Origin of the sequence: Mangrovimonas sp. DI 80, assembly GCF_001975575.1 — a bacterium.
Taxonomy (GTDB): Bacteria; Bacteroidota; Bacteroidia; order Flavobacteriales; family Flavobacteriaceae; genus Mangrovimonas_A; species Mangrovimonas_A xylaniphaga.
The window spans coordinates 41,440-55,009 of the sequence record NZ_MSDT01000008.1 but is presented as its reverse complement, the minus strand read 5'-3'; the positions used below and the strand labels follow the sequence as shown (position 1 = coordinate 55,009).

Sequence of the window (13,570 nt, the reverse complement as noted above, 5' to 3'; positions counted from 1 at the left end):
TGTTATATCTTTTTTTGGTTTGGTGTGTAATTTACAGAAAGATTTACGACTCCTTTTTACAGCCTTATGGAGCTTTTGAATCGTGGTTTTTTCACGGTTTCACCCGAATAATTAAAACGAATGAATACAAAACAAACGGCCTATTCCATTCTGGAGTTGGCATTGATATCTAAAGGCCAATCGGTTCAGAAAACCTATAAAAATTCAGTGGCTTTGGCACAAAAAGCGGAAGCCTTGGGCTATGCCCGAATTTGGTTTGCTGAACACCATAATATGATGGCCGTAGGCAGTAATGCCCCAACCGTATTAATAGGGTATGTGGCGCAACAGACCTCCAAAATACGCGTGGGATCTGGAGGAGTGATGTTGCCCAATCACTCACCGCTAATCGTGGCGGAGCAATTTGGAACACTTGGGAATTTATATCCTAACCGTATTGATTTGGGATTGGGAAGAGCTCCAGGAACCGATCGTGATACAGCTATGGCCATAAAGTCCGATTTTTTGCAGGCCTCGCATTCCTTTCCGAACGATGTGGAGCAAATACAAGCATTCTTTTCAAAACACAATGAAACTGCAAAGGTGAGGGCGGTGGTAGCCGAAGGAGTAGAAGTGCCCATTTATATTTTGGGTTCCAGTACAGATAGTGCTCATTTGGCTTCTAGAAAAGGTCTGCCATATGCATTTGCCAGTCATTTTGCGACAGCGCATTTAGATGAGGCCCTGGCTATTTATAGAGCACAATTTATCCCCTCGGAAGTTTTGGAAACTCCGTACGTTATTGCAGGAGTTAATGTGATTATAGCGGATACAGATGAAGCAGCCCAACGCTTACAGACCTCGTCTTTGCGGATGATTGTTGGGATGTTTACAGGGAAGCGCGATTATTTAAATCCGCCTACATATATGACTCCAGATTTAGAGGAAATCATGCAGCACCCTTCCATTCAAAACATGATTAAATACAGTTTTGTGGGAAGCAAAGCAACCGTGAAGCAACAGGTGGCCGCCTTTTTAAAGCAAACCCAGGCAGACGAGCTTATTATATCAACCAATGTCTACGATATCAACGACAGGTTGTATTCTTTGGAGAAATTTGCAGAGGTGATGCAGGAGCTATCTGTAGCGCTTGGATAAAGGAAACTTTAAGGACCATGTCTGAAGTAAAAATATACAATTTGCGTATCGTTCCGCCTAGCCCCATTTATGGGGAAGTGGCTGCTTTTAAAACGCAATTTATAGAGGTTTTTGGCTCGCTTCAATATTCAAAATCCAAACCGCACATTACCTTGGTACAGTTTAAAATGGATGTGCAATATGAACCTTTTTTGATTAAGTGTTTTGCGAGCTTATCGAAAATGGAGAAGTTTCAAATGACAATTGAAGGCTTTGATATGTTTGAAAAGGGCTCAAAAGTATTGCTGTTAAAAGTGAGTCCGTCTAAAGAATTTGACCACTTGCTGGCGCAACTAAAGTTGTTGTGGGAAAGGAATCTGCAAAGGGAGCTAAGCTCTTTAATTGTTTCCAAAACGCCACACCTCACCATTGCTAAAACAAAGGATAGTGCAACACTTCATAAAAGCTTTGAATTGTTTAAGGATGTAAAGTATTTCAAGGAGTTTGAAGTGAGTGAACTCATCCTGCTGTCAAGACCAGAACATAATACTTGGGATTGGGAGCATCGTATAGCTTTGAGGTAAATTGAAAATTTTATTTGTTGTTTTCAACTAGTTGAGGCAATTTGGTTTTCCATTCGTTAATGTTGAATTTGTCAACGATTCTATTGTTATTTCCAATTACATAGCAGAGTCTTGAGCAATAGGTTTTTCTGTAAGCTTCATAAAAATTTTTATTGAAGCCTTCTTCTGAATTAATATGGATTCCAATATCTGTATTCTTAATGTTTGAGTCTACATGTAATACATTTAGGGTATTTCTATACTGCTCTTCCATTTCATAGAATGCTTGTGTTGATTTTTTATCACCACCACAGCCACAAGAATTCGCTATCACCGTAAATTTATTTTTTAAGTCGGTATTCGTTAAAGTGTCCCCTGACATTGTTAGGACCTTAAAGTTTGGAGCAATCATACCTTTTTGTGTGCCTATTTTTGTACCAAAATTCCTTTCTCTAACAAGTATCGCTAAATCACCGTTATTAGATATACTTTCAAAGCGATAATATTTACCATTAAAATTTAAGAATTCTCCTAAAGCCAATAGGTCGTTGTTGTAAACAGTGTCTTTTTCTTTTCCTAAATGTGATAATAAAGCAACTTCAGGTCGGTAGCCATAGGTAAAACTTAGTGGATTCGCAGATTCGACAATACCAATTTTGTACATTTCATTACCAATATTGAACTCGCTCATCAAAAATTCTCTTTTTCCTATTAAAAATCTACCGTGAGAATTGCCTATGTTTAACCATGAGGAATCTTTTATTGTTTTTCTACCATTTGAAATTAAATACTCACATTTAACCAGGTTAGCAGAATCAGTCCAATCCATGGGTTTGTATTCTCTAATTGGGTCGTCGGTAAAATCTTTATTATTGTTTTCATCTACCACGAAAACTTCTATTCCATTTTTATAACCCTTGATAATTTCAACTTGGAAATCCCTTGCTTCTTTGAGGTCCACTTTTAGTTGGGACCTTGTGATGCTGTCAACGCTTTTAGGATACTTTACAGAATATGAAAATACTTCGGAAGTATCCTTGAATTGAAGGCTTCCAGCTCCTAATTGAAATAAACCGCTTCCTTTTTGTTTGGTCAATCTTAATGAAATTGTATCGTTGGATTCAGAAAAACTATTGATTCCTATGTTGGCTTTTTTACAACTCAATGAAATGCAAAGAGCAGAGAAAACTAGAAATTTTATAAATGTTGGAGTCATGCTCATAGTAGGGCTATAGAAAGTGGTTTCAAGGGAAATGATCTATTTTAAAAGTATCTCTAAATTATCCTTTCTAAAATAACAACTTTATTTCAAAATTGTAGGAATATATCCCTTTATAAGGTTTTCTTTCCTTATTCATTCGTTTAAAAATTTAATCAAAAGTCACTAGTGTTTGTGTTAAGATGTTGTATTTTAGAGTGTTATTTGTTCGCTGTGGTTTGGCATTTGAAAAAAGGAGTCGAATCAAATAATGTTATAAAGTCTTAGGTTGCTCATTTTGTAGAAATTTTCACAAATTTTTAATATATCAAATCACAATTATAATAGTAATACTATTAGATTTGTGATTTAAATAATTATTATAATGATCAATTTGCTGCAAAACTTTAAAATTGAAGTTCCCAAGGGCATCTTTATCAAAGATCCTGAGACCTCAGAATTGGGAAAGCGCATCATCAAGCATAGCATTGAACTCATTGACCAACTTGGCTTTGAGCAGTTCAATTTTAAAAAGTTGGGAGCCGATATTAATTCCAATGAGAGTTCTATTTATCGGTATTTTGAGAGCAAACACCATTTGCTGATGTACTTGACTTCTTGGTATTGGGTATGGATAGAGTACCAATTGGTGTTGGAAACCTTTGCCTTAAAGGCACCTAAGGAAAAACTTGAAAAAGCCATCGAGGTACTTACTCGAACCACTGAACAGGATAGCAATTTTGAGCATATTAACGAGGTATTGCTCAACAAAATCATCATCAAGGAAAATGCCAAGGCATACCTTACCTGCGATGTCGATACCGAAAATGAAGAAGGCTTTTTTATGCCTTTTAAACGTGTGGTAAAACGCTTTGCAGAAGTCATTCAGGACTATAATGGTAAGTATCTATTTCCATTGAGTTTGGCCAGTTCTACGGTTGAGGGGGCTTTGCACCAACACTTTTTTGCAGACCATTTTAAAACGCTTACCAACAATACCGATGCTACGTCGGTTACCCAATTTTACACAAATGTCATTTTTAATACCCTAATGCATGAAGAATAACGAAACCCTATCACCTTGGAAACGCTTTTTGGGCTTGGTGCAGCTAGAAAAGGAAGACATTTTTAGAGTAGCCTATTTTGCAATTTTTGAAGGTATTTTGGCTTTGACCTTGCCTTTGGGAATTCAAGCCATTATTACGCTTTTGCAAGGAGGGCAAGTGTCTACATCGTGGATTGTGTTGGTGGTGTTGGTAACGGCAGGAGTTGCCTTTACGGGGATTTTAAAACTCTTTCAGATTCGTATTATTGAAAGCATTCAGCAACGCATTTTCGCCAGGGCTTCATTTGATTTGGCCTACAGGTTTCCTAAAATCAAAATGAATGAAATGCGCAATTACTACTTGCCAGAACTTGCCAATCGTTTTTTTGATACGCTAAGCATTCAAAAGGGATTATCAAAGATTTTGATTGATATTCCTTCGGCATTCCTGCAGATCATTTTCGCCCTTATTCTATTGTCTTTTTACCACCCGTTTTTTATTGTGTTTGGTTTGCTGTTAATAGGGCTTATCATTATCGTGTTCAAATATACCGCCAAAAAGGGCTTGGATACCAGTTTGACGGAGTCTAAATACAAGTATAAAATGGCCCATTGGCTGGAAGAAATTGCCCGTACAGTAATCAGTTTTAAACTTTCGGGGAAGACCAGTCTGGCTATGAACAAAACAGATGATTTGGTGTTTGATTATGTGAATTCACGTGAAAGCCATTTTAAAATCTTGATGTTGCAGTTCAAGCAAATGATTGGCTTTAAGGTTCTGGTAACTGCTGGATTGTTGTTGGTTGGAGGCTATTTGGTATTGCATCAGCAGATGAATATCGGGCAGTTTGTGGCGGCGGAAATCATTATCATTTTGATTATTGCTTCCGTGGAAAAACTCATTTTAGGATTGGAGTCATTTTACGATGTGCTGACGGCGATTGAAAAGTTAGGCCAAGTAGTAGACAAGCCTATCGAGAATCAATATGGCGAAGAGATTACCGCAGCCAAGCCTTTTACCATTGAATTGAAAAATGCAGGGTATAGCGTTTTCAACCGAAAGAAACCAATTCTGGAACGTATATCCTTTACCATTGAACCCACAGACCGGGTATTGATTCAAGGGGACAGTGGTTCGGGGAAATCCAGCTTGTTGCAGCTTATAGCTGGGGTACTGGCGCCAACAGATGGGTATATTTATATAGACAATCTTTCTATAGAGAGCTTGCATATTAATAAATACCGATCGCATTTGGGGATGGTCCTTTCCGAAGAATCACCTTTTGAGGGCACCATTAGGGAAAATGTCACTTTTGGAAATCCGGAAATAAGTGATGAAGCCATTTTTCAAGTGTTTGAAAAACTGGGGTTGTCTAATTTTTTAAAGCGCCAGCCCAAAGGTTTGAACACTTTATTGAAACCAGAAGGAAAACAGATACCTTATTTTATTTCAGCTAAATTATTATTGGCAAGAGCTATTTTAAAACAGCCTAAAGTGCTCATTTTGGAAGAGCCTTTAAAGCAGTTCAATATTGAAGAATCCGAAAAGATCTTTCAATACTTATGTGATGCCTCCAATCCTTGGAGCGTGATTGTGGTGAGTAACCTCAATGTATGGAAACGTATGTGCAACAAGCACATTATTTTGGAAGATGGTCACATGATTAACTCGTAAACACTATGCTAAATATATCAAATAATAAAGTCTCGGAATTTTTGGATTTGGAACAATTCAAATCTGGTAAGGCAACCTTGCATAAAAACCACCATCGTCTGTTCAGAAGGGTGCTTTTGGTGAGTACTATTTTGTTGATTGTGATTCTGTTTTTGCCTTGGACACAAAATATCACCAGTAAAGGTTTGGTAACTACTTTAAAGCCTAACCAAAGGCCGCAAACACTTCAGTCGCCAATTCCAGGGCGCATTGATGCTTGGTTGGTGCAGGAAGGCGATTTTGTCAAGGAAGGCGATACCATTCTTAAGATTTCGGAAATCAAAAGTGAATATTTTGATGAGCAACTAACCGATAGAACGGGAGAGCAAATTAGGGCGAAGTCGGCTTCTGTGGAAGCTTATCGTTCCAAAGTACAGGCACTCAAGAATCAATATGCGGCACTGCAACAGGAGCAGCAGTTGAAGTTGGAACAGGCCAAAAACAAATTGCTGCAATCCAAATTAAAAGTAGAATCGGACAGTATAGATTTGGAAGCCGTTAAAACTAAAGCCCAAATTGCCCAAACCCAATTTGAAAGAACGGTGACCTTACAGGAAAAAGGGCTAAAAGCGGTGAAGGATGTGGAAGAATACCGTAATAAATTGCAAGAGGCCAATGCCAAGTTGATTTCTCAAGAAAACAAATGGCTGGCTTCCAAAAATGAAGTCATTAATTCAGAGCTGAATATTTCTACCATTCGTGCTACTTATGGCGATAAGTTGGCAAAGGCCCAAAGTGATTTGTATTCGGCAGAATCCAGTGCTTTGGATACCGAAGCACAGGTATCGAAACTAGAAAATAACTTGGCTAATTATGAAAAACGTAACAGTTTGCTTTTCATCACAGCGCCTCAGGATGGTTATATCAATAAGGCCATAAAATCGGGAATAGGAGAGACATTTAAAGAAGGTGAGCCTTTGGTTGGGATCATGCCTGCCAATTATGAGCTTGCCGTGGAAATGTACGTCAAGCCTATAGATTTGCCCTTATTGCATAAAGGCGAACATGTGCAGGTAGAGTTTGAAGGTTGGCCTGCAATTGTGTTTAGTGGTTGGCCAAATGTGTCTTACGGAACCTATGGGGCGCAAATTGTAGCTATTGAAAATTTTGCCAGTCAAAATGGAATGTACCGGGTATTGATTACCCGAGATCCAGATTATGGACCATGGCCAGAAGCCCTACGTGTGGGATCGGGAGCCAAAACCATTGCGCTTTTGGAAGACGTGCCTATTTGGTTTGAATTGTGGAGACAGATCAACAGCTTTCCACCAAATTTCTATACCCCTAATGGGACGGATGCAGCCCAAAAAAGTGATTCAAAAAAGTAACAGCTATCATTTAAAAAGATATAATGGTTTTTAAAAACATGCATTTTCCTAAATATATAGTGGTTATTGTGTTACTGTTAAGTGCTGTGAACCTCAAGGTTCAGGGGCAAACGGTGGCTGATAGTATTTTTACTTTGGAAGAATTTTTGGGCTATGTAAAGCAGTACCATCCCGTGGTAAAGCAGGCCCACTTGATTGCGAGTGAAGGAGAGGCAAAACTGCTTAAGGCTCGCGGGGCTTTCGATCCCAAAATAGAAGTGGATTACGGTAAAAAGGAATTTACAGGTACAGAGTATTATGATAAGCTCAATGCAGCATTTAAAATCCCTACGTGGTACGGAATTGAGTTTAAGGCCAATTATGAAAATAATGAAGGCTATTACCTAAATCCTGAGGCTAAAGTTCCTGAAGATGGTCTTTATAGCGCAGGAGTGTCCATGTCCTTGGCAAAAGGCTTTTTGGCCAACCAACGTATGACCACATTAAAACAGGCAAAGCTTTATAGGGACATTAGTTTGAACAAGCAAAGTTTGGCGGTGAATGAAGTGCTCTACAATGCGGTTGAAGCTTATTTTAGTTGGTTGAAGTATTATCAGGAGTATCAGGTGTATGCTTCATTTCAAGAGAACGCTCGAGAGCGCTTAGCTAATGTTGTGGTAAGTTTTGAGGCAGGGGATAAGCCTGCTGTGGATACTTTGGAAGCGAGTATCAATTTAAAAAATAGGGAATTGGATGTAGAGAAATCCCGAATTAATTATGTGAAATCGCAATTGGAGCTTTCCAATTACTTATGGTTGGAAAACAATACGCCGGTGGAATTGGACTATAGTTTGGTGCCAGATGAAAATTCCCTTTTTATAGTAGATCAAGTGTTGAACAGTAGTTTGTTGGAGGTGAACGAGGAACTTCTGGAAAACCACCCAAAAATACAGACCATCAACTTGGAAAAAGAGCAATTGGTGTTGGAAAAACGGTTGAACACCAATAACCTTTTGCCTAAAATAGATGCACAATACAATTTTTTAACCAGTGATTACGAGCGTATAAATTCGTTGACGGTTCATAATTATAAAGCTGGGCTCAACATTAGTATGCCCTTGTTTTTGCGAAAGGAGCGAGGCGATTTAAAGCTTATCAAATTGAAATTGCAGGATGTTGAATTTAGTTTATCCGCAACAAAAGTAAGTTTGCTTAACAAAATTAATGCCGTTCAACAGGAAATAGACTCCTATGAAACCCAAAGTGCCATTGCTCAAAATTTGGTAAATGATTACAAGCAATTGGTCGCTTTTGAGCAAGAACGATTTGAGTTAGGGGAAGGTTCATTGTTTTTGATCAATTACAGAGAAGCCAAATTGATTGAAACAGAATTGAAGCGTATTGACATTAATAACAAGGTGCTTTCTACAAAAGCAAAGTTTGCTCAAATATTGAATACCTTGGAGTAGAAAAGGAAACTATTAAGCATAAAAAATCCGCTCATTGAGCGGATTTTTTTGTTTTATATTTTAAAGACCATATAGTTGAGCGATATCAGTCTCATGTTTTTTAGCAATGACCTTTCTTTTGATTTTCATACTTGGAGTCAGTTCACCTTTGTCAACAGTCCATTCTTCCGGCAACAGCACAAATTTTTTGATTTGCTCCACATGGTTGAACAGTGGGTTGTAACGGTCTATGATACTTTGGTAAAGCTTGGTAATATTCTCCGATTTAAGGGCAATTTCTTTGCCTACGTATGGGATGGAATGCTTTCGGCACCAATCGGCTAAACCGGAAAAGTTAGGGACAATCAATGCCGAGACAAATTTTTGGCCATCTCCAACCACCATGATCTGTTCAATTAGAAAACTCTCTTTCATTTTGTTTTCTATAGGTTGCGGTACCACATATTTACCGCCTGAAGTCTTGAACATTTCCTTTTTGCGATCGGTAATTTTTAAATATTTCGAATCCACCATTTCTCCAATATCTCCAGTGCAGAACCAACCATCTTTCAGAACTTTTTCGGTTTCTTCAGGGCGTTTAAAATAGCCTACCATGACATTATCTCCCTTACAGCAAATTTCTCCGTCCTCCAAAAGCTTAATTTGAACTGACTTTAAGGGCTTTCCAACGGTTCCCGGTCTAATATCATTGGTGCGATTGAAGGCTATGATAGGAGAGGTTTCGGTGAGACCATAACCCTCCACAACTTTAATTCCTGCAGCTCCAAAAACGCGTATCAACCGTTCTTGGCAAGCACCACCACCCATAATAATGGCTTTTACATTTCCGCCAAGAGCTTCACGCCATTTCTTGTAGATTAGTTTATCCGCCAACCATAATTGAAATTTATAGGCAAGATTTGATTTTTGATTAAATTCATATCTATTTGCTAGTTTAACAGCCCAAAAAAAGATGGTTCTTTTAAGGCTCGTTTGGGTTTCTCCTATAGAGATTATTTTTTCATAAACCTTTTCCAAAAGCCTAGGTACCGCACAGAACATATAGGGTTTTACTTCTCTCAGGTTCTCAGCCACTTTGTCTACGCTTTCGGCAAACGAAATAGTAAAGCCATTGTAAGTATAAAAATACATGGCCATTTTCTCATAAATATGATTCAGCGGTAAAAAACTAAGGGATCTATTTTCTTCCAGAGTTAAAAATTCAAACACTTCATCAGACGTGGCTTTCATATTGGAATAGGCGTTTTTGTGAGAAAGCATCACGCCCTTGGGGGTTCCTGTGGTCCCAGATGTATAAATAATGGTGCACACATCGGTGTCTTGAACCTTGTTGGCCTGAATCAATACTTGGTCATAAATAGCACTGGAGTAAGGTTGAATCAATGGTTTCCAGCTAAGCTCTGTATTGGTTGAGTTGATGATATAGATTTCCTTTAGGGAAGGAATGGAATGTTGTACAGAACTTAACTTTTCATATAGCTCCATGTTCTCCACAAAACAGATTTCAAGCTGCGCCTCATTGAAAATGGTCACTAATTCATTAGTTGAAATGTTTGGGTATAAAGGTATTAATACAGCACCTGTAAGTTGGACGGCTAAATCAATGACCAACCAATCGGGAGATGAGAAGCATATCAATCCAACTTTTGATTTGTTTTCTATGTTGATTTCATTGCCGTTTATGCCTTTTTCCAATAATGAATTTGCTAGCCCAAAAGCCATTTCCTTTAGTTGGATTGGGGTGTAGTGCTCCCAGACCCCGTCTTTTTTGTACTGTAAGAAGTTTTCTGGCAACGTTTTGATATTGTCACCTAATAAAAAATCAAACAGTCTATGTTGTTTGTTGTCTGTAGTATTCATTATAGCGTAAATTTAGCGAGGTGTCTTAGTGGAAAATTCCAATTTAGATGATTATTCCACTTTGATGCAAAGTCTAGAGTGGTTTAAAGGTCTTTTACATTGTTTTCCTCACATTTTTTTTAAATCCCCATCAGCGAAACCCATAAAAAGATAAGTGATAAAAGAGATGTCAAAAATACAACAACCTTTAAAAATGATGTTGCAAAAGGAGATTTAAATGTGGGATGGTGTTTGAAATTGTTGGAAGGTAGGTTTTTATATGTTTTATAGAGGTACTGTGTAAAAAGGTAATCCAACAAAAAGGAACTTGAATGGGATGTCACCATTTCCTTAGCGGTTTTCAGAGATCTCATTTTTTGTTCGATTGCTATGTTCCACAATATATAAAGGACGTTTAAGAATGTTTTTGTTTATTCTCATAATATATTCCCCAATGATTCCAATAGAAATTAATTGAATACCTCCAATTAACATGGAGCTTATTATAAGGGATGTCCAACCAGTTATTGTACGGTTTAAAACAAAATAAGAATAAAAGGCATATATAATTATAAGGGAAGCAATAAATGACATTGAAAACCCTAGAATAATTACTAGTTGTAGTGGTATGTTAGAGAAGCTGGTAATACCGTTCATAGCCAAGCGTATCATTTTTGTAAATGAATATCCCGTTTTGCCATGTTTTCTTTTGTCTCTATTAAATAATACCTCAGTTTGTTTGAAGCCTATCCATGCTATTTGTCCCCTCAAAAATTTGCTCTGCTCAGGCATTTGTTTTAGGTATTTTACTACTTTTTTGTCTATTAGTCTAAAATCACCTGTATCCAGAGGAATGTCTATTGCAGTAATTTTTTTTAAGGTACGATAGAAAAGTTTGGCTGTCGTTTTTTTGAAAACACTATCTTCACTTCTCTCAATGCGTTTGGCATAAACAACATCATATCCGTCCTTGTACTTTTCGTATAAGTCGTAAATTAATTCTGGAGGGTCTTGCAGGTCGCCATCAATAATTACGGTTACATTGCCCATACATACATCCAGTCCCGCTGTTACAGCAATTTGATGTCCAAAGTTCCTGCTGAAATTTATGTAAAAAACACGGTTGTCTTTTTCAGATAGCTGAATTAACTTTAAAAGCGAAGCATCCTTACTTCCATCATTTATAAAAATGAACTCGTAATTCTCTGAAATTTTAGTAACAGTTTTATTAAGTCTGTAATAAAGTTCATCAATGTTTTGTTCCTCATTATGGATGGGGATAACTACCGAAATATCTGTTTTGTTGTGATTACTTTCTATCATTTATTTTGTATTCAGTTAAGCTACCTGATGTTTGAATTATTTCGCTTTTGTAATTATCATCTATATATTTTTTGATATGGTCTTGGTTGGCAAGCACAACATCTCCTTTGCTTAGGTCTTTCCAATCTTTTAAGGAAATATCAATACCAATATCGTTTAAATTATAGAGATAAAAGAGGATGTTAGAATAATGAGTTGGGTGGGTATCGTATAGAATGAATTTTTGATCCAAATTATATTCTTTGGAAATTGAATTTCTTAGAAAATGAATTACTTCATAGTCTTTCAAATTATTATTCTCCAATCGATACATCTTTTCCGTTTTGTAAATGTTTTTTATAATTTGTTGATAAGGGGATATGCAGACAAGAAATAAAAAACTAAAAGAAATGGCTTTAGGGAAGCTTATCCAGTTGCTTTTATTAAAATTTGTAGACAAATTTAACCTATTCCTAGATTTTAAATGATGAAGGAAATTATTCCAGTTCAAATCCCGTAACAACGAAAAAATGTAATAAATGAATCCACTAACAATTATAGATAAAAAAGGATACATCGGAAGGTCGTACCAAGGTAATTTTGTTTGAGACAGGGATATTACAGTTATAAAAACGGCAACCATTAACAAAGAGAACAATGAAATTCTGTTGATTTTTTTGTTGTTAATTGTTAGGCCAACAATTATACCAAAGGGAATCAGTGCATACCATGAGGAAAATCTATAAACAACAAAATTTTTAAAATAAAATATTATGCTCCCTTCATTGTATTCATTGACTTTTAAATATCTACCAGTTAATTCATTTTCCAAAACTGCGATTAGATAACCTGGATTGTAGAATTCTCTTATTAAATAATAGCTTGCAATAGTTGATACAAATAAGAGTATACTTATGTAGGTGTGTTTATTCTTTAATAGGGGAACGAACTGTTTTTGAAATATACTATAGATTACAAAGGCTGGAGCAAATAATAATCCGGCAATACCTTTGGTAAGGACAGCCAGAGTAATAAAAGTAAAAAACAGGTAAAGATATTTGTGTTTGCGTGTTTCGCAAAAAACAAAAAAAAGTAAACCGCTAGTGGTTGTAAACAACGTTAGTAAAGCGTCGTAATCTCCCGTTCTTGAGGCATGAATTCCAACGTATCCTTGAGATGTAATCAATACTAAAATAACAATAAACCCAAGCCAAAAATCCTTAAAATATTTCATGAAGAAAGTTAGTAGTACAACACAGGTGGAAAATGCAGCAAGAGCAGAGGGGAGTCTAAAAGCAAATTCGTTGGCTCCCAATAGTTTCATAAAAAAGGACTGAATGGATATTAACAAAGGGGGCTTGGTGTTCCACATTTCGGGTTGGCCCAAATAATGGGGTATAATGAAATTATTATCCTTTACCATTTCGTAAGCATTGATAGCCAAGCGAGCTTCGTCGCAAAGAATGATAGGTAATTTGCCTAAATGCCAAAAAAGAGGAATGGCTATTAAAAGTACTAAAACCAAATATTTGATGAAAGGTCTAGTTTTTATATGTAGACTAGGTATAGAGCGCATTAAGAATGGATGAGAAAAAGTAGTCCCCAAATTAAATATGGATGCTTAAAATAAGGGCAAACATACATGATTTTATGGTTCAATTTCTTTTTTTGACCTTTAATAAGTGAAATATTTAGAAAATTGTTTTGCCTATTGATAATTTAAAATTGCATGTGTAGAAAGAAAGGAAATTGTTGGAAATAAAAAAGCCTTGCATTTAATGCAAGGCTTTATGCGGAGAAAGAGGGATTCGAACCCCCGGAGGTGTGACCCTCAACAGTTTTCAAGACTGCCGCATTCGACCACTCTGCCATTTCTCCTTGAGTGTCTCATCAGGTATTTCCTGATTGCGGGTGCAAATATAGTGACCTTTTTCATTACTATCAAAGAAAAAATGAGAAAAAATTTAAAAGATTTTTTAGCCATTCAATATAAAATTGATTTTGTGTTGGTTAAAGG

At 36.7% G+C, this 13,570-nt stretch carries 10 protein-coding genes and 1 tRNA gene; 6 read left to right on the top strand and 5 right to left on the bottom strand.

The features are described from left to right. Nucleotides 1-120: 120 nt before the first annotated feature. Both BKM32_RS14775 and BKM32_RS14770 read left to right on the top strand, forming a co-directional pair. A complete protein-coding gene (locus tag BKM32_RS14775) occupies nt 121-1,137 on the top strand; it encodes an LLM class flavin-dependent oxidoreductase (protein WP_076664741.1) in 1,017 nt (338 codons plus the stop codon). Nucleotides 1,138-1,154: 17 nt separating this feature from the next. Continuing rightward, nucleotides 1,155-1,700, top strand: coding sequence for a 2'-5' RNA ligase family protein (locus BKM32_RS14770; protein WP_076664738.1), 546 nt, complete (start codon nt 1,155-1,157; stop codon nt 1,698-1,700). A gap of 10 nt (nt 1,701-1,710) precedes the next feature. On the opposite strand, the gene BKM32_RS14765 is transcribed toward BKM32_RS14770, so the two are convergent. Then, nucleotides 1,711-2,844, bottom strand: a complete 1,134-nt coding sequence (locus tag BKM32_RS14765; RefSeq protein ID WP_076664735.1) for a hypothetical protein — start codon at nt 2,842-2,844, stop codon at nt 1,711-1,713. A 418-nt stretch (nt 2,845-3,262) separates the two neighbouring features. On the opposite strand from BKM32_RS14765, the gene BKM32_RS14760 reads away from it, so the two are divergent. The 4 genes from BKM32_RS14760 to BKM32_RS14745 are packed head-to-tail and all read left to right on the top strand — an operon-like array spanning nt 3,263 to nt 8,412. Continuing rightward, nucleotides 3,263-3,943 carry a TetR/AcrR family transcriptional regulator gene (locus BKM32_RS14760; RefSeq protein ID WP_076664732.1) on the top strand — a complete coding sequence of 227 codons (681 nt, stop codon included), beginning with the start codon at nt 3,263-3,265 and terminating at the stop codon, nt 3,941-3,943. Then, the gene (locus tag BKM32_RS14755) at nt 3,933-5,597 is read left to right on the top strand and encodes a peptidase domain-containing ABC transporter (RefSeq protein ID WP_076664729.1); all 1,665 of its coding nucleotides are present in this window, start codon (nt 3,933-3,935) and stop codon (nt 5,595-5,597) included. Before BKM32_RS14760 ends, BKM32_RS14755 begins: the two co-directional genes overlap by 11 nt. A gap of 5 nt (nt 5,598-5,602) precedes the next feature. After that, nucleotides 5,603-6,964: an HlyD family secretion protein gene (locus BKM32_RS14750; RefSeq protein WP_053977226.1), complete on the top strand. Its 1,362-nt coding sequence runs from the start codon at nt 5,603-5,605 to the stop codon at nt 6,962-6,964. A gap of 38 nt (nt 6,965-7,002) precedes the next feature. Next, the gene (locus BKM32_RS14745) at nt 7,003-8,412 is read left to right on the top strand and encodes a TolC family protein (protein WP_083702216.1); all 1,410 of its coding nucleotides are present in this window, start codon (nt 7,003-7,005) and stop codon (nt 8,410-8,412) included. Between the two features lie 60 nt (nt 8,413-8,472). Here the strand turns inward: BKM32_RS14745 and BKM32_RS14740 are convergent, their stop codons facing one another. From BKM32_RS14740 to BKM32_RS14725, 4 genes are all read right to left on the bottom strand, one after another. After that, the gene (locus BKM32_RS14740) at nt 8,473-10,272 is read right to left on the bottom strand and encodes a long-chain fatty acid--CoA ligase (RefSeq protein ID WP_076664726.1); all 1,800 of its coding nucleotides are present in this window, start codon (nt 10,270-10,272) and stop codon (nt 8,473-8,475) included. A 330-nt stretch (nt 10,273-10,602) separates the two neighbouring features. Continuing rightward, complete coding sequence (locus BKM32_RS14735) at nt 10,603-11,574, bottom strand: glycosyltransferase family 2 protein (RefSeq protein ID WP_076664723.1); 972 nt, start codon at nt 11,572-11,574, stop codon at nt 10,603-10,605. After that, nucleotides 11,561-13,078 (bottom strand): glycosyltransferase family 39 protein, encoded by a 1,518-nt coding sequence (locus tag BKM32_RS14730; protein ID WP_171971882.1) that lies wholly within the window; start codon nt 13,076-13,078, stop codon nt 11,561-11,563. Before BKM32_RS14730 ends, BKM32_RS14735 begins: the two co-directional genes overlap by 14 nt. A gap of 268 nt (nt 13,079-13,346) precedes the next feature. Continuing rightward, nucleotides 13,347-13,431: transfer RNA gene (locus tag BKM32_RS14725), tRNA-Ser, on the bottom strand. Nucleotides 13,432-13,570: the final 139 nt, after the last annotated feature.